The 17,220-nt window shown below is 72.5% G+C and carries 13 protein-coding genes; 5 read left to right on the top strand and 8 right to left on the bottom strand.

Annotation, left to right across the window (positions count from 1 at the left end):
- Window positions 1-4: 4 nt before the first annotated feature.
- Window positions 5-1,024, bottom strand: a complete 1,020-nt coding sequence (locus WMF42_RS16520) for an ABC transporter substrate-binding protein (protein ID WP_437693003.1) — start codon at window positions 1,022-1,024, stop codon at window positions 5-7.
- Window positions 1,025-1,255: 231 nt separating this feature from the next.
- Between WMF42_RS16520 and WMF42_RS16515 the strand changes: the two genes are divergently transcribed.
- Together WMF42_RS16515 and WMF42_RS16510 are read left to right on the top strand one after the other, a co-directional pair.
- The gene (locus tag WMF42_RS16515) at window positions 1,256-1,654 is read left to right on the top strand and encodes a hotdog domain-containing protein (RefSeq protein WP_061610591.1); all 399 of its coding nucleotides are present in this window, start codon (window positions 1,256-1,258) and stop codon (window positions 1,652-1,654) included.
- A 5-nt stretch (window positions 1,655-1,659) separates the two neighbouring features.
- Window positions 1,660-2,643 (top strand): alpha/beta hydrolase family protein, encoded by a 984-nt coding sequence (locus tag WMF42_RS16510; protein ID WP_063815894.1) that lies wholly within the window; start codon window positions 1,660-1,662, stop codon window positions 2,641-2,643.
- 94 nt (window positions 2,644-2,737) lie between these two features.
- Here WMF42_RS16510 and WMF42_RS16505 read toward each other — a convergent pair whose 3' ends face one another.
- The gene (locus WMF42_RS16505; protein WP_437693001.1) at window positions 2,738-3,682 is read right to left on the bottom strand and encodes a LysR family transcriptional regulator; all 945 of its coding nucleotides are present in this window, start codon (window positions 3,680-3,682) and stop codon (window positions 2,738-2,740) included.
- Window positions 3,683-3,748: 66 nt separating this feature from the next.
- Between WMF42_RS16505 and WMF42_RS16500 the strand changes: the two genes are divergently transcribed.
- Both WMF42_RS16500 and WMF42_RS16495 read left to right on the top strand, forming a co-directional pair.
- Window positions 3,749-4,753 (top strand): hypothetical protein, encoded by a 1,005-nt coding sequence (locus WMF42_RS16500; protein WP_155798729.1) that lies wholly within the window; start codon window positions 3,749-3,751, stop codon window positions 4,751-4,753.
- Window positions 4,754-5,037: 284 nt separating this feature from the next.
- Window positions 5,038-6,285, top strand: a complete 1,248-nt coding sequence (locus WMF42_RS16495) for a zinc-binding metallopeptidase family protein (protein WP_437692999.1) — start codon at window positions 5,038-5,040, stop codon at window positions 6,283-6,285.
- Between the two features lie 27 nt (window positions 6,286-6,312).
- Here WMF42_RS16495 and WMF42_RS16490 read toward each other — a convergent pair whose 3' ends face one another.
- From WMF42_RS16490 to WMF42_RS16475, 4 genes are all read right to left on the bottom strand, one after another.
- On the bottom strand, window positions 6,313-8,739 hold the full coding sequence (locus tag WMF42_RS16490; RefSeq protein WP_437692997.1) for a PAS domain-containing protein: 2,427 nt from the start codon (window positions 8,737-8,739) through the stop codon (window positions 6,313-6,315).
- A 181-nt stretch (window positions 8,740-8,920) separates the two neighbouring features.
- Window positions 8,921-9,739: a hypothetical protein gene (locus WMF42_RS16485; RefSeq protein ID WP_437692995.1), complete on the bottom strand. Its 819-nt coding sequence runs from the start codon at window positions 9,737-9,739 to the stop codon at window positions 8,921-8,923.
- A complete protein-coding gene (locus WMF42_RS16480; protein WP_437692993.1) occupies window positions 9,736-10,878 on the bottom strand; it encodes an aromatic ring-hydroxylating oxygenase subunit alpha in 1,143 nt (380 codons plus the stop codon). Before WMF42_RS16480 ends, WMF42_RS16485 begins: the two co-directional genes overlap by 4 nt.
- A 94-nt stretch (window positions 10,879-10,972) precedes the next feature.
- A complete protein-coding gene (locus tag WMF42_RS16475; protein ID WP_437692991.1) occupies window positions 10,973-12,055 on the bottom strand; it encodes a latent transforming growth factor beta-binding protein in 1,083 nt (360 codons plus the stop codon).
- A gap of 888 nt (window positions 12,056-12,943) precedes the next feature.
- Here WMF42_RS16475 and WMF42_RS16470 point away from each other — a divergent pair.
- Window positions 12,944-14,497, top strand: a complete 1,554-nt coding sequence (locus tag WMF42_RS16470) for a hypothetical protein (RefSeq protein WP_437692989.1) — start codon at window positions 12,944-12,946, stop codon at window positions 14,495-14,497.
- A 104-nt stretch (window positions 14,498-14,601) separates the two neighbouring features.
- On the opposite strand, the gene WMF42_RS16465 is transcribed toward WMF42_RS16470, so the two are convergent.
- Both WMF42_RS16465 and WMF42_RS16460 read right to left on the bottom strand, forming a co-directional pair.
- A complete protein-coding gene (locus tag WMF42_RS16465; protein WP_437692987.1) occupies window positions 14,602-15,996 on the bottom strand; it encodes a sialate O-acetylesterase in 1,395 nt (464 codons plus the stop codon).
- 263 nt (window positions 15,997-16,259) lie between these two features.
- Window positions 16,260-16,928: a universal stress protein gene (locus tag WMF42_RS16460; protein ID WP_437692985.1), complete on the bottom strand. Its 669-nt coding sequence runs from the start codon at window positions 16,926-16,928 to the stop codon at window positions 16,260-16,262.
- Window positions 16,929-17,220 lie beyond the last annotated feature (292 nt).

Genomic DNA, 17,220 nt, shown 5'->3' with positions numbered 1-17,220 from the left:
CCGCTCACTCCCCGAGCCACCTGGCGATATCGGGGCTCACGATCTCCCTCACCGCCGGGTCGTCGAGGTCCTGCTTCGTCACGACGCGCGAGCCCGTGTCGATGCGCTTCTCGACCGGTTCGCCGCGGAGGTGCGCCACCATCGTCTTGACCGCGACGTACCCCATCTTGAACGGGTGCTGCACGACGAGCGCCTCGATGTCGCCCTCGCGCAGCGCGCCGAGGAGCTTCTCCGACGTGTCGAAGCCGACGAGCTTCACCTTCCTCGCGACGTTCGTCTTGCGGAGCGCCTGCAGCATCCCGAAGGTCGTCGACTCGTTCGGGGTGAACACCCCGTCGATCGCCCCCTCCGCCGCGCCGAGCGCGAGCAGCAGGCTCTCGCTCCGCTTGAACGCCGTCTCGGTGGTGGCGCCGCCGTACTGGTTCTCGCTCGCGATCGTGACGCCGGGCAGGGCGCGCACCGCGTCGAGGAAGCCCTGCTCACGGCGCTGCGTGCTCGCCGAGCCCTCCTGGTAGCGGAGCATGACGACCCTGCCCTTGTCGCCGATCGCCCTGCCGAGGTGCTCTCCCGCGAGCTTGCCGGCCGCGTGATTGTCGGTCGCGACGAAGCTCACGTGCTCGTCGCCGGCGAGGTCGGAGTCGAACACGACCACCGGGATCTTCGCCTGCGCCGCCGCGCGCACAGGCGCCTTCAGCGCCGCGTCGTTGAGCGGCGCGAGAACGATGCCGGACACCCCCTGCGCGACGAAGCTCGCGACGACGTCGATCTGGGCCTTGAGATCGTCCTCCCTGAGCGGCCCCTTCCACACGACGTCGACGTCGAGCTCGCGAGAGGCCTTCACAGCGCCCGCGTGCACGCTCTTCCAGAACTCGTGCGTCGTCCCCTTGGGCACGACGGCGATGCGGAGGCGCGCGCCGCGCCTCGCGGCCGCGCCTGCGTCCGTCGACGCCGCGTCCGACGGCGTCCTGGAGCACGCGGCGAGGAGGGTGACAGCGAGAGCGCACGCGAGGACATTGGCGTTCATCGGCCCGCGGAAGATAGCCGACGAAGCGCGACAGCGCTCGCGCGAGACATCGAGTCATGAGATCGAGCTGTCATGTTCTTGTCCGCGCAAGAGGTGCACGGATGAAAGAAGGATCGCCCGCAATGGTTCTGTCGCGGCAGGACTGCCCGCTGGCGCTGTCGATGATGCTGGCGCAGCGCGCGGCCATCGTTTATGTCGGCGCTGCGTGGGTCGGGACAGGAGGATGGCACCATGAAGCGTGGGCGCCCGTTCGAGGTGGGCGATGTGTCGGTGTGCGAGCGTTGTTTCACGGACGAGGACGTCCTCGAGTTCCTGCGTGTCTCCGGCGACGCCGGGCGCCATCACGCCCGGCCGGACGCGCAGGGCAGGCGCGTCGTGCACGGCCTGCTCACGGCGACGATCCCGACGCGGCTCGGCGGCGAGATCGATTACCTCGCGCGGGAGATGACGTTCGAGTTCCTGCGGCCTGTCTTCACCGGGGACACGATCCGCTGCGAGGCGACCGTCACCGAGGTCGTGCCGGAGGCGGGGCGCGTGCGCCTCGCGATGAGCGGCGTCTGCTGGAACCAGCACGGGAAAGAGGTGCTGCGCTTCCGCACCCGGGGCGTGGTGCTCGACGAGGCGGGGTGAGGGCCGTGCGGCGATCGCGCTCCGTTCACTGGCTGGATCACGCGGCCGCCGTCCTGACGCGCCGCCGCCGGCTGTTCGCGGGCGGCTGGGGGGACGAGGGCGTGCTCGAGCGGGTGCCGGCCGTGGCGCGGTTCGCGGAGGCGCCGCGCGCGGCGGAGGTCACCTGGGGGCGGGCGCGGCGAGAGGGGGCTGTCGAGGTGACCGACGGCTGGTTTCCGGCCGCGTGCCCCGGGCTGCCGCCCTGCGCGAGCACGGCGTTCGTGCGGCGCATCGCGCCGGCGGCGCCCGAGCGGGGGCGCCGGCGGCCGGTGTACGTGGCGCTGGCGGCGTCCGGCGAGGAGGGCTTCGCGAGCCGGACGCGGCTGTGGCGGCCGCTCGCCGCGCGTGGCGGGATCGAGGTGATCCTGCTGGAGAACGCGCTGTACGGGCTGCGGCGGCCGGCGGGGCAGCGCGCCACGGCGATCCGCACGGTGGCGGAGCACCTGCTGATGAACGTCGCGACGGTGGAGGAGACCCGGGCGCTCGTGGAGCACCTCGCCCGCGAGGGGTACGAGCGCATCGGCGTCGGCGGCTTCAGCATGGGCGGGGCGTCCGCGGCGCTGGCGGCGGCTGTGACGGCGCGGCCGCTCGCCGTGGCGGTGATCGGGGCGGGGCGCAGCGTCGTGCCGGTGTTCACCGAGGGGATGCTGTCGATCAGCATCGAGTTCGAGGCGCTGGGCGGGGCGGCGGCGGCGAGGACGCGGCTGGGGGCGCTGTTCGGCGCGGCAGATCTCGACCGCCACCCGGCGCCGCGGCGGCTCGACGCTGTTGTCATCGTGGGCGGGCGCCGCGACGGGTACGTGTTCGCCGAGCAGGTCGAGGAGCTCCACGCGCTCTGGAGGGCGAGCGAGCTGCGGTGGCTCGACACCGGGCACGCGGGGGCGGTCGTCTACCAGGGAGAGGCGCTCCGGCGCGCGGCGGTCGACGCGATGGCTCGGCTGGGGTCGTAGCGTTGCAGGGGCTACCCCAACCCGGGTCGGGCTACCCCAACCCGGGTCGGCTGCCGTGAAAGCAATAAATTACAGCCCAGGTGGATGATCTACCTCAACCTGGGTCGGGTCGAACCACAGGCCCATCCGCCGCGCGCAGCGTCTCCAGGATCACCCTCCGCAGGCACGCCGCCGCGGGATCCCTGTGTGTCCGCTCGTGCCATGCGAGCCACATCTCGTGCTCGAGGTGCTCCAGGGGCAGCTCCACGATCCGGACCGGGAGGTGCGACCCGAGCGCAACGGCGACGCGGCGGGGCATGAGCGCCACCAGGTCGCCGCCCGCCGCTGCCATCGCCGCGGCGGCGAACCCGGGGACCACCAGGGCGATCCGGCGGACCAGGCCCTGCGCGCGGAGGGCCTGCTCGACCATGGCGTGACCCCGACCCGGACGGCCGAGCGGGATGTGCACGTCGATGAAGCCGAGCCGCGGGAAGGAGCCCCGCGTCAGGCGCTGGCGCACGATCGGGTGATCGTGGCGGACGACCCCGACCGTCGGATCGCGGTAGAGCGGCACGGCGCGCAGCCCAGGATCGCCCTTCCGCAGCCCGATCGCCGCGTCGATCCCGCCCGCGGACATGCCCCCCGACGCCACGAGGTAATCGACGCTCACCACGCGGAGCCGCGCGAGCGGCATCTCCCGTGCGAGCGCCGCCGCCACGGGCGGCACGTCCGCGATCTGCGAGTTGTCCGCGCAGGCCAGCGTCAGCTCCCGCGTCGACGTCCGCGGATCGAACGCCCGCCGGTGCTCGATCACCGCCCGGAGCTGCCCCATCGCCGCGGCGAGCTCCGGCAGCAGCTCCTCGGCCGCCGGCGTCGGCGCCATGCCGCGGCCGTCGCGGACGAGCAGCGGATCGCCGAGGAGCTCGCGCGCCCTCGCGAGCGCGTTCGAGACCGCCGACTGCGTGACGCCGAGCCGCCGCGCCGCGCGCGTCGCGCTGCGCTCCTCGAGCGTGACAGCGAGGACGTGGAGCAGGTTCAGGTCGATGGTCGATAGATTCACCACGGTGATGACATCTATCACGAACCATCACTGGAGATGGCACATCGCGCCTGCCTAGATACGGCCATGTCCGACCGAGAGAGAGGCCCAATTCCCCCTCGAGCCACCCTTGTCTTCATCGCCGCCGCCGGCCTTGCCGCCGCCGGCTGCGAGGATTTCCGCCATTGCGACGCGCCCGATCCAGCGCGCCAGTCCGCGTTGCCGGCCGCGCTGTCGCAGACCGGCCTGTACGCCGACATCGCCGCGGGCACGGTGGCGAGCGACGCGTTGGCCTACGAGCCCGGATTCGAGCTCTGGAGCGACGGCGCGGAGAAGCGCCGGTTCATCCGGCTGCCGCCCGGCGCGCAGATCGACACCGGCGATCAGGACGCATGGCAGTTCCCCGAGGGGACCCGTCTCTGGAAGGAGTTCCGCAGGGACGGCGTGCTCGTCGAGACCCGCGTGCTCGCCAAGGTGGGCTCGGCCCCCGAGGACTGGGCCGCGCTCGCCTACGTCTGGAACGCGGACGGCACCGACGCGCTCGCGACGCCCGGGGGCGCCGTGGACGCGCGCGGGACACAGCACGACGTGCCCGCGGCGGCCGAGTGCATGGGCTGCCACGGCGGGACGGCGGGCCGCGTGCTCGGGTTCTCCGCGATCCAGCTCGCCGCGAGCCCTGGCGAGGTCGACCTCGACGAGATCGCCGCCCGCGGGATGCTCTCGGATCCTCCGCCCACGCCCATCGAGCTCCCCGGCGACGCCGTGGCGCGCGCCGCCCTCGGGTGGCTGCACGCGAACTGCAGCCACTGCCACAACAAGCGCCGCCCGGAGAGCGACGGCGCGCGCTGCTACGACCCGGTTCGCAGCTTCGATTTCACGCTCCGGGTCGGCGACCTCGCCTCCGTCGAGGCGACGGCCACGTACCGCACCGCCGTGGGCACGGTGATCCACCCGGGCGATCCCGAGGAGAGCGACGTGGTGGAGCGCGCCCGGCGGCGCGATCCCGACTGGCCATCGATGCCGCCCCTCGGGACCGAGGTGGTCGACGAGGCCGGGCTCGCGGCGCTGCGCGCCTGGATCCGCCGCCTCTAGGCGCTATCCTCTGCGGTCGACCCGTCGCGCGCGACATGCCCGGCCGCCTGCCCGAACGGACGGCGTTTTCGCCACACTGAGGCACTCCGCGACGTCCGCGTGAGCCGCCGCGCCGTGGCCGGGCGTCGAGCTCCGGGCTGGACACACGTCCCGCCAGAGGCCAGCCGCGAGGCATGGACTCCATCCCGTGAAGCGAAATTCGCTTCGCAGGCCTGGCACATCGCTTGCCAACACGCGAGCCCCGGGCGGCCAGACCCGCCCCCTATCGAGATCTTCCCACCACCATGCCCACCCGATTCGACACCCTGAGCGCGCGCCTGAGCAGCGCGTGGAAACCGGTCAAGCAACCCACCGCCCCGCGCGCCTACCGCTGCCAGTGCAACAGACCGGTGTTCTTCCGCAACAGCCAATGCCTGGCCTGCAAAACGGCGCTCGGTTACGAGACAGATCGCGCCAAGCTGCTGCCGCTGAAGCCCGGTCCGACCGAGGACACATGGCAGCGCTGGGACGACACATCGGACCCGCCGCGGCTCTACAGGCGCTGCGACAACTTCGACTCGGCGTCGGGCTGCAACTGGCTCGTCCCGGTCGAGGCGGACGACGCGCCCGCGCTCTGCACGGCGTGCCGGCTCAACCGCACGATCCCGGACGCCGGCAACGCCGAGCACCAGGCGCTGTGGCGCCGCATCGAGACGGCCAAGCGGCGGCTCGTGTCCCAGCTCCTGGCGCTGAACCTGCCGGTGAAATCCAGGGTCGGCGAGGATCCGGAGCGCGGCCTCTGCTTCGATTTCCTCGCCTCGCCGCCCGACGGCCCGCGGGTGATGACAGGCCACGCCGACGGCGTGATCACCTTGAACATCGAGGAGGCCGACGACGCCACGCGCGAGCGCATCCGCGCGGCGATGCGCGAGCCGTATCGCACGCTGCTCGGGCACTTCCGGCACGAGGTCGGCCATTACTACTGGGACCGGCTGGTGCGCGACACCGGCTGGCTGGCGTCGTTCCGGGAGCTGTTCGGCGACGAGCAGCAGGACTACGCCGCCGCGCTGAAGGCCAATTACGAGCAGGGCCCGCCCGCCGACTGGCCGCAGCGCTTCGTCAGCGCCTACGCGAGCATGCACCCGTGGGAGGACTGGGCCGAGACATGGGCCCACTACCTTCACATGGTGGACACCGTGGACACAGCGCTCAGCTTCGGCATCGACGCCGACGAGGTGGAGCTCGACGTCGAGCCCTGGCGCACCGACGCGCTCTGGCGGCCGGACGATCCGGGGGCGAAGAGCTTCCTCGACTTCCTCAATGCGTGGCTGGAGCTGACCGCCGTGCTCAACGAGATGTCGCGCAGCATGGGCCAGCACGACTTCTACCCGTTCGTGCTCCCGCGCGTCGCCGTGGCGAAGCTGCAGTTCATCCACCTCGTGGTGAGCGGGGCGCCTGCTCCGGCGCTCCTCGAGCCCCCGCCCGCCGAGACGGCGGCGGCCGCGGCCCCGCCGGCCGCGGCCCCGCCCGCCGAGCCGGCGACAGCGCCCTGACCGGCGCGGCCCCGGCGGCGCCGCGCCTCATGCCTTGAGCCAGGTGAACGTGAAGGCCGCGCCGCGCCCGACGTCGGAGTCGAGCGTGACAGCGCCGCCGCTGCTCTCCACGATCTTCTTCACGAGCGAGAGCCCGATGCCGGTGCCGCCCGATCGCGCCCGCGCCTCGAGCGTCTGGAAGATGACGAACACCTTCTCGTGGTAGCGCGGCGCGATGCCGGGTCCGTTGTCCGCCACCGTGAAGCGCCAGTGCGAGCCGGCGTCCGCGCAGGAGATGACGACGCGGCCGCTGGGCTTGTCGTGGTGGTGTTTGATCGCGTTGCCGACGAGGTTCATGAAGACCTGCTGGAGCAGCGCCCGCTCCGCCACGATGCTGGGCAGGGGACCGTCGACCTCGACGCGGAAGCCCTCCGGCGGCGAGAGGAGGTCCACGACCTCCTCGATGAGCGGCACCACCGCGACGACCTCGGTGGGCACCCGGACGCGCCCGATGCGTGAGTACGCGAGGATGGCGTCGATGAGCGCGTCCATGCGCTGCACCCGGTTGCGCAGGAGTTCCAGGTTCCGCCTCGACTCGTCGGTGAGGTGGTCGCCCACGTCGTCCTCGATCCACTGCGACAGGTTCCCGATGGCGCGCAGCGGCGCCTTGAGGTCGTGCGACGTGATGTAGGCGAACTGATCGAGCTCGTGGTTGGTGCGCTGCAGCGCCTCCGTGATCCTCGCGAGCTCGTCCGCGCGCTGGCGGAGCGCGACCTCCGCGTTCATGCGCACCGTGACGTCGGTGCACGCGCCCGTCATGTAGAGCAGCCTGCCCTCGGCGTCGCGGAGCATGCGGCCGCGATCGAGGAGCCAGTGGACGCTGCCGTCGGGCCACACAACGCGGAACTCCAGGTCGAAGTCGGCGCCCTCGCGCACGCAGCGATCGAGCGCGGCGAGGACGCGCTCCCGGTCGTCGGGGTGGACGAGGCTCGTGAACTGCTCGATGTGGCGCGCGGTCTTGCCCACGGGCAGGCCGAAGAGCCGATCGAGGTTCTCGTCCCAGTCGAGCGCGCTGGTGGCCGGGTCCCAGCGGAACGTGCCGGTCGCCGAGGCGTCGAGCGCCGCGCGCAGGCGCTCCTCCTTCTCCTGGAGCGCGCGCTCCGCGCGGGCGCGCTCGATGGCGATGGCGGCGAGGCGCGTCGCGACGCGGACGACCTCCTCGTCGGCGGCCGTCGGCGAGCCGGACGTCGACCTGTACACGGCCCAGGTGCCGAGCACCTCGCCCCTCGAGGAGACGATCGGCGTGGACCAGCAGGCGCGCAGCCCGATCGGCAGGGCGAGGTGGCGGAAGTCGGCCCAGAGCGGGTCGGTCGCAATGTCCTCCACGACGACCGGCGCGCGGCGATGGGCGGCGGTGCCGCACGATCCGGCGCACGGGCCGACGACCAGCCCGTGCACGGCCTTGTTGTAGGCCTCCGGCAGGTTCGGCGCCGCGCCGTGGAACAGGAGGCGGCCGTCGTCGCTCGCGAGCAGGACGCTGAAGCGGCGGCCCGCCGAGTGCTCCTCGGCGTCGCGGCACAGCGCGTCGAGCGTCTCCTCGAGGCTCTGATGAAGGGCGATCTTCTCGAGCACCTTGCGCTGCCACGCGAGGAGGATCTGCTGCCGGCGCTGCAGGGTGGCGTCCATCATCGAGCCGAGCATGCGGACGGCCTTCCCGCCCGCGTCGCGCAGCACGATGCCGCGATCGTCGATGTACGCGTACTCGCCGTCGGCGCGGCGGAAGCGGTACTCGTCGCTCCACGTCGTCGCGACGCCGTCGATGGCGTCGTGGATGGTGCGGGAGACGCGCTCGACGTCGTCGGGGTGGATGCGGCGCGTCCAGCTCTCGACGCCCGGCTCGATCTGGTCGAGCGGGTAGCCGAACGTGCGCTCGAAGTTCTCGTTCCACCAGATCGCGCCGGTGGCGAAGTCCCAGTCCCAGAGGGTGTCGTTCGTGGCCTTGGCGAGCAGGTGGAAGCGCTGGTCACTGAGGCGCGTCATCTCCTGCGCCTTGCGGCGCGGCGTCACGTCCTCCAGCGCGCCCTCGTAGCGCGCGACGCGCCCGGTCGCGTCGCGGATGGCGCGCGCGCTGATGCTGACCCACACGCGCGTGCCGTCGAGGCGCACGAACTCGACCTCGTAACCGTGGACGGCGCCGTCGCGGTCGAGGATGCCCATGATCTCCTGCCGCCGGCGCGGGTCGGCGTAGAAGCTCGGGACCGGCAGGTCGAGGAACAGCGTCTGGTCCGCGTAGCCGAGGAGCCGCGCGAACGCGCGGTTCGCGTCGATGAAGCGGCCCTCGGGCGTGGTCGTGAAGAGCGCGACGGGGCAGCCGGCGTAGAACGAGGTGAAGCGGTCCTCGCTCGCGCGGAGGGCGAGCTCCGGCTCGGTGTGGGCCTTGGCGTCGGGTGGGGTGATGCGCAGGTCGTGGGTCATTCGGCGGGCCTCGCGGCAGGGCTCATTCCTTCTGAAGGCGAGCACATGCGGCGGCAAGCGCGATGCGGCCGGCGACGTCGATCGGGGCGCGGCGCGGCGGAACGGCCGCGCTCGCCGCGCCGCGCGCTGCCGCCGCGCGAGATCTGCTTGCGCCGCGCGTCCGGGCCGAGAGGTCGCTCGCCTACCGCCGGTGGAGCCGCTGGAGCCGCCTCACGAACTCGGGCTCGAACACGCCGTCCACGCGGATCGAGTACCGGAAGAACGGGTCAGGCTCCACGCCGTGGTAGTCCATGTCGTTGAACCAGTAGATGGGCGCGCGCACGATCGTGCGCTCCTCCCCCTCCCTGTCGCAGAGATAGAATCGCTTGCCGCCGCGCGGCGCGAACGAGATCGACTGCGCCGCCCCGATCGCGCTCCCCGGCTCGGTGTCGCGGTGCGCGGGCGCGTGATCGTTCGCCTCCAGGCCGAAGATCACACACCGCCCGATCTCGACGAACGGCAGGCCCCGGATGAACTCCACCGTGCGGGGAAACACCGCCCTCGCCTCCTCCGAGAAGTCCTTTCCAGCGCCCGAGTGCTTGTCTTCCCAGCGGTCGTTCTCGAGGAGGTGATAGCACACCTTCCACGGGAAATAGACGCCGTAACGGTACTTGAGGTACAGCATCTGCGCCCGCGTCAGCGGGTGTTCGGTCTCGTCGCCGAACGTGTACTCCCGCTGCCTGTCGAGATCGAACGCCGACGGGTCGTCGGCGAGCGCGACGAACTCGCGGAACTCCTCGCGCGAGAAGCCGCCGATCGCGTGCCCGTAGTCCACATACGGATCCTCCTGCACCCAGGGAGCGACGACGCCCATCCATTTCAGGCTGCCGCCTGTGTACGAGGGCTCGACGCGGCAGAGCCCGAGCACGATCTCGCGATCGAGCTCCGCGAAGCAGGACGTGTCGATCAGCGGCGAGAGGTCGATGTACGGCCGGCCCCACAGGCCGCAGAGCTTGCTCATGCTGTCCTCGCGCCGAGGGCCGAGAGGTACCTGCGCGCGACAATGCCGTCGAAGGCGTGCACGCCGTCCTCCACCGTGGCGTACGCCGACGGGGCGTACCCCGGCGCGCGCATCCCGCGCTGCTGGCGCTCGCAGATCGCGCTGTCTTCGCGGTTCACGGTGTCCCAGAACGCGAACACGTCGCCCGGATCGAAGCCGGGGGAGAACGCCGCGGGGTGGAAGTGCGTGTCGGCGACAACGAGGGTCCGGTCCGGCGCGCGCGGGGTGAGCCTGTAGGTGAGCAGGTAATCGGGCTGGAGGCTCGTGAGCAGGCCCGGGAAGAGCATGGCGTCGCGCACGCGCCGCCGCTCCGCCTCGGGGACGATGAGCGGCCGCGCGCCGCGCGCCGCCGTGGTCGAGACCGTCTCGGCGCCGGGCGCGAGGTCCATGATCCCGCCGAGCCACGGGCCGCCCCTGCCCCAGGAGACGGCGTCGTCGCACGGGGTGAGCCGCTCCAGCCCGGGGTGCACGCGCGGGAAGTGGTGAGACTCCTGGAAGTTCTCGACGCAGAGCTTCCAGTTCGCGGCGACCTCGTACTCCACCCGCCGGCCCCGCCGGAGCGAGCGCAGCTCGGGGCGCGCGAGCCACGGCGGCGCCTCGCCGAGCGCGCGCTCGAGCGCAGGCGCGCCGGGGTCGAGCGTCACGAAGAGGAAGCCGAAGCAGGCGCCCGCGCGCGCGCCGAGCAGCCCGTGCGCGCCGCGGTCGAACCCGGGCGGCGCGTGCGGCGCGGCGCGCAGGGCGCCGGAGAGCTCGTAGGTCCAGCCGTGATAAGGGCACTCGAGGCGATCGACCCGGCCGCACGCGCCCTCCAGCAGCGTCGCCGCGCGGTGGCGGCAGACGTTGTGGAACGCGCGGATCTCCAGATCGGCGCCGCGCACGACGAGCACCCCCGCCGGCGTGAGCGGCGCGAGCAGCCACTCTCCCGGCCGGGCGATCTCGTCCTCGCGCCCGACGCAGAGCCAGGAGCGCCCGAAGATCTCGGCCTGCTCGAAGGCGAAGACGTCCTCGTCCCAGTAGGCGCGCGCGGGCAGCGGGCGGGCGCCGTGGAGCGGCTCGAGGACGGCGTGGAGATCGGCTGGGGAGAGAGGGAGCTCCGGCAAGCGGCGCGATGCTACCAGAGCGGGCCCGCCGGCGGGCCCCCGCGCCCCTGGCCCCGCGCTCCTGCGAGCGACGAGCGCCCGGCGCCGACGAGGATCAGCACCCGAAGAGCCCGCGCTTGTTGCACGAGATACGGCACTCGCTGCAGTGGACGCACCTGTCGTAGAGCCGGTACATGGAAGCGCCGGCGGGGCGCTGGCTCTCGCACACGCTCAGGCAGGCCGCGTCGCCCTTCGCGCAGGTCACGGCGCACTGCCTGAAGTAGACGCACTCGTCGTTGCTGACGCACGCCTCGAGCGCGTCGGCGCAGCTCCCCTCGTTCGCGCACGCGACGCACCCGGACGTCTCGTTGCCGCAGGAACGGAGGTTGTCGCAGGTGCCGAGGTCGTTGCAGTCGTTGACGTCGGTGCCCTCCGCGCAGGTCCCGGTGCCCTCGGGCTCGTCGCACTCGCCGTCGTTCGTTGTGAGGCACGGCTCCACCGCGCAGTCGTCGACGTCGGTGCCCTCCGCGCAGGTCCCGGTGCCCTCGGGCTCGTCGCACTCGCTGTCGTTCGTGTCGGCGCAGGTCGGCGCCGCGCAGTCGTCGACGTCCGTCCCCTCCGGGCAGCGATTCGTCCCCTCGGGCTCATCGCACGTCCCGTCCATCACGTATTCGCACCGCGGGAGCGCGCAGTCCTCGACGTCGGTGCCCGCCGGGCAGAGGCCGGTGTTCTCGGGCTCGTCGCAGACGCCGTTGCCTGTGGACGGGCAGAGAGAGCGGCAGTCGTCGGGGTCGGTGCCGGCCGGACACGCGCCGGTGCCCTCCGGCTCATCGCAGATGCCGTCGCCCGCGGTGGAACAGTGCTCTTCATCACCCAGATCGAGGCAGCCCAGGAGGGCCGCCTCCGCCTCGTCGCACACCTCGGCCACGTGATGCCCGTCCACGCACCGGCCCTCCAGGCGGACGCACTCGATGTACTCCGTGTGCTCATCCTGGCAGCGCTCCTCGGCCCTGTCCGTGAGCGCGTCCTGCTCCGCCTCGCACAGGCCATCGTTGTCCCCGGAGCAGTCCTCGCAGGCACAGCGCGCCTCGCAGACCGTCGCGTACACCGGCTCCAGGGGCTCACCCGCCCCCGAGCTGGCGCAGGCCGCGAACCCAACGGCGAGAGCTGCTGTGGCCATCACGTGTCTGACACGCATCGTGGTCTCCTCATCCTCTGGCCGAAGCGAGAGAGGGTCGCGCCGAGGCGCAGCGCGCCGCCGCGGGGCAGGCAGGGGCGAACGGCATCGATGGCGCAGAAAGCCCCAGATACCCTCCACCTGCGCACACCGCGCTCGATCGTCTCTCGCCTCGACTGTGGCTGTAAAATTCGGTTAAAAGAAAACAGCTACCTATACCAGTCCGCTGAGAGAGCGGTCAATCATCCAAGCTGCCTTCGGCCGACAGCAGCGAAGTGGGTCGCTGCCCTGGTCGGGCCAGGTAAGCGCAGGAGGGTACGCAGCGCAGCGACAGCGCGCTGGCGGGTGGCGCGTGCAAGTGTGTGTGTGGCCCGCGCGCGGTGCTGCGCGAGGCCCGCAGGAGAGAGGCGCGCTCGTGGGCCGGACGGGGGGCGGGGGCGCTCGGTGGGGCCGGTCCGGCGCCGCGGAACGATGTGGAAACGTTGAGAGACGCGCGCTCGGGACGAGCGCGCGGGCTTCAATCGGGCTCGCGGGCCGATCGGAGAAAAGGACCTTGCGATCCACAATGCGTCATCCGTTATTGCGGAGAGAGCGCGACATCTGGAGCGAGCGCGGCAATGGCGCGCGAAGGACCGTCGAAAAGCTGCTGTCTGCGTTCTCGGCGCCCGGGAGTGGGCGAGCGCTGGGGCGGTGGGGGGCGGAATGCGCGGTCGCTCCCGCGCAAAAGAGCCGAGACAGCATAAAGAAGCGTTGGCTTCGGTGCCGTTTCGGCAGAAGATGTGCGCGCGCGTGGACCGCGGAGCCGCGCTGGACACCTCCGAGCGACGGCGCTGCGTCACTGGACCCTCACGGGCTGGAGAGCTGCGGATGAAGATGCGATCTTTGGTATACCTCTTTGCGCTGAGTCTGTTGACGACCGCAGCGTGCGGCGATGACGACTCCACGGTGCCCCCCGGGACCGGCAGCGGCGGTGCGGGTGGCGGCACCACCACGACGGGTACCGGCGGCGACGGCGGCGGCACCACGGGCACCGGCGGCGACGGCGGCGGCACCACGGGCACCGGCGGCGATGGCGGCGGCACCACGGGCACCGGCGGCGACGGCGGCGGCACCACGGGCACCGGCGGCGCGGGCGGCGACGGCGGCGGCGCCACAGGCACCGGCGGCGACGGCGGCGGCGACGGCGGCGGCACCACGACCTCCACCTCCTCTGCCACCACAGGCACCGGTGGCGACGGCGGCGGCACCACGACCTCCACCTCCTCCGCCACCACGGGCGGCGGCGGCGACGGCGGTGGCACCACGACCTCCACCTCCTCCGCCACCACGGGCGGCGGCGGCGACGGTGGTGGCACCACGACCTCCACCTCCTCCGTCACCACGGGCGGCGGCGGCGACGGTGGCGGCACCACGACCTCTACCACCTCCGCCACCACGGGCGGCGGCGGCGACGGCGGCGGCGCCACGACCACCACCACCACCTCCGCCACCACGGGCGGCGGCGACGGCGGCGGCGGCGCCACGACCACGACCACGACCTCCGCGACCACGGGCACCGGCGGCGACGGCGGCGCGGGCGGCGGCGAGCTCGGCGCCGACGGCACCGTCTGCTCGGTGGATTCCGCGTGCGAGGGCGACGTCTGCATCCCCGAGATCTACGGCTGGCCTGCCGGCTACTGTTCGGGCTTCTGCGAGGCCGACGCCGATTGTGTCGGCGGCGGCATCTGCGGGTTCACGCCGGATGGCTTCGGCTTCTGCCTGAGCGAGTGCACGGAATCGAGCGAGTGCCGCGACGCCTATGGGTGTATCAACGGGTTCTGTCAGCCGCGCTGCACCAGCGACGCGCAGTGCGCGGAAGTGGGCGTGTGCGACGAGGCGTCAGGCTACTGCGACGTGCCGTCGGACGGGAGCGAAGACGGCACGTCTTGCTCGTTGGACAGCGAGTGCGCCAGCGCCACGTGCGCCAGCGAGCTCATGTACGGCTGGCCCGGCGGCTTCTGCACGGGTAATTGCACGGCGGACAGCGACTGCAACGGCGGCATCTGCGACTCCATCGTCAGCATCTGCTTGACCACGTGCACCACGTCGAGCGACTGCCGCGAGGGCTACACGTGCCTGCCCGACAACACCTGCTGGCCGGCCTGCACCAGCGACGCGCAGTGCGCGCTGGAGGGCGGCTCCTGCAATCCGGTCTCGGGCTACTGCAACCCGCCGCCCGGCGAGGGCGCCAACGGTGAAGCGTGCACCTCCGACTTCGATTGCGCCGGCCTGTTCTGCATCACCGAGGATGGCAGCGGCTGGCCCGGCGGCTACTGCACGAGTGATTGTGACGCGACCACCGCGTGCAGCGACGGCTCCGCCTGCGATCTCGTCGAGGGCCTCTGCTTCACGGAGTGCACAACGTCGAGCGACTGCCGCGAAGGCTACATCTGCGACGACTACGGTATGTGCTGGGCGGAGTGAGCCAGCGACGGTGAGCGCCCGCAGAGGCCCGTGCGGCATGACGACGGGCCTCTGCGGCGCCATCTCCCGTGCCTCATCTCCCGTGCGTCATTCCTTGTGACGCGTCATCCTGCCTGCCGCCCTCGAGGGCGGCGGCGACGCAGGCCCGCGAGCGCGGCCAGCCCGAGCGCCACCGCTGTCGATCCAGGGCCAGCGCCTCCGGCCATTCCGCAGCCGCAGCCGCCGCTTCCGCCGGCGCCCGCCGGCGCGTCCCCGCTCGCTCCGGCCGCGCTCCCGGCGCTGCCCATGGTCGCGGTGGCGCCGCTCGATCCGCCCGTGACGCCCCCTCCCGCCGCGCCCGCGCCCCCCGCGCCGCCCGTGGCGGCCACGGAGCTCCCGGTCGCGCCGGAGCCGCCCCCGGTCGCGCCGGAGCCGCCCCCGGTCGCGCCGGAGCCGCCCCCGGTCGCGCCGGAGCCGCCCCCGGTCGCGCTGGAGCCGCCCCCGGCGCTCCCGCTCGACCCGGCCGCGGCGCCCCCTCCCGCCGCGCCCGTGCTCCCGGCGCTGGTCGCCGAGGACGCGCTCGACGAGCCCTCCGCGCTGGCCAGCGCGATGTAGGCATCGGCGAAGCGCTGGCCGAGGACCTGGTAGGCGGCGGAATCGAAATGGTACGTGTCGTCGGGCGATCGCGGGGCGAAGTCGTCCGTGTCGACCCACGCGACCCGGGGATCCTCTTCGGCCACGGTCACCTGCGCGGCGCGCACGGCGTCGATGTTCGCCTCCCTGCCGACGGCGATCGGCCCGCCGTTCTCGGGGTAGAGGTTGTCGCTGACCCGGCCGAGCACGACGGGCAGACGGGGGACGCCGACGTCCTCGCGGAACGCCGCGATGAAGTCGCGCAGCGCATCGCCGTACCGGAACGCGGCCGACCACCCCGCCTCGTTCTCCCCCTGCATCCAGACGAGCGCGGCGATCTCGACCGCATGCCCCTCCGACTCGAGCCGCGCCAGCGCGTTGTCGAGGCGCGTCACCTCGTCCGGGTACTCGAGCGCGTGATCGTCGGCGTACGTCGCCGAGTCCAGCTTGCCGAGGAGCGCGTGGTAGAGCTGCGATTTGTAGAGGGACTCGGGGTCGGGCGGGAGCCCGCGCCCCCAGTGGTCGACGAGGTTCGTGCCCCCCTGCGACACCTTGACGATCGCGATCCGGTGCTCGGGGTACGCCGCGGCGATCGCGCGGCCGAACGTGATCTCGGGCCCGTAGCGGCGGGCTTCGCCCTTCGGCTCGAGCGGCCCCCAGTCGGTGCTCGTCGCCGCCGCATACGGCCCTCCCTGACGCGCGTCTGGGTTGAAGTGGTCGTACCAGATGTCCGGCTGGCTCCGGAGATCGACCGGGAGATCGGCGCCCACCCCGAACCCGACCATGTTCGACTGCCCCGCGAGGACGAACACCTTCACCGGCTGCGCCATCGCGGACGCGGAGAGGGACAACACGCCGGCTGCCAGGACGATGCAAGGCCGCTTCATGGCACGGTATATCCCTCGCGCGTGCCCCTACGTCAATACGCGGCAGGCCAACGCGATCGCGATCAGCCGGGCGATCCGCGGGAATGAAGGCAGCAGACAGGAGGCTGGAGACAGGCAGCGACGCTCGGCGCTCAGGCCTTCAGGCGTGTTTGCCAGGCCCGGGCATGGCGCGCCATGTTCAGTTTACAGCGGATGACAGGTTGCAGCTCCAGCCGCGCTGCGCGGCAGGTGCTCAGTCCGGTCGAGCTCGCCTCGCGTTCCAATCACTCGGGCGTCGCCTGATAAGCCGCGCTCGACGCCGCGTAGACACCGTTGGTAGCGTAGGAGTAGCGGTGCGGGCGCACGTGGTGCTCCGCGTGGCGCGCGCACCAGAGCGCCGCGCCGCCGGTCTCTTGCCGGTGCTTCACGCACTCCGGGCACGGCGGCTCGATCTCGGGGACCCGGCCCGCGGTCGCGTGGTCCTTCGGCCGGATGATCCACACCGGGCAGCGAGCGAGCCTGGCGACGCGCTCGGCGACCGAGCCGAGCAGCAGCCGCTCGAGCCCGCGGTGGCCGTGCGAGCCGACGACGACGAGGTCGGCGTCGAGGTCGGCGGCGAGCTGGGCGATGTTCTCGGCGGCGGCGCCGCGGCGGAAGTGGACGACGACGCGCTTCAGCCGGTCGCCGTCGAGCTTGCCGCCCATGGCGCGCACGCGCTCGCTCGCGCGCTGCTGGAGCTGCTGGAGCGCCACGTCGGGCTGGGTGGCCGTGGCGGGCGCCCTCGCGAGCCCGACGCCGATCCAGCTCTCGGGCTCGACGTAGACAGCATGCACCTCGGCGTTCTCGCGGCAACAAGCGGACTCGAGCGCCTGGTCCAGCGCACGGTTGCTCAGCTCCGAGAAGTCGACCCCGACGACGACGATGAACCGACTTGCTGCGCTCGCGCTCGACATGAAAGCCTCCTCAGCCTCCTCGCGAGGCCGCACCGGCGGAAGGACCCGCTCTGCTCAGCACGCGCTCGCACGCTCCGTGCCATGCATCCGGAGTCGAGCTCTTCGCGCGGCGCCGAGAGCGGGTTGCTCAGGGGGCGCCGACAGAGGCGCCCGCGTGAGGCGCTGGCGCAGGCGCCGGGAGCGGGCTCTGCGCGAGGCGGCCGGCCGGCATCTCCTTCGTCGCGGCGCAAACGGCGCGCGCAGGCGCAGACGTGGCGCACCGACGGGGTCGCATCGCTCCCGGCCGCCGCGC

Source organism: Sorangium sp. So ce176 (assembly GCF_051519835.1).
Classification (GTDB): domain Bacteria; phylum Myxococcota_A; class Polyangia; order Polyangiales; family Polyangiaceae; genus Sorangium; species Sorangium cellulosum_G.
This window is presented reverse-complemented; position numbering and strand designations above follow the sequence as displayed.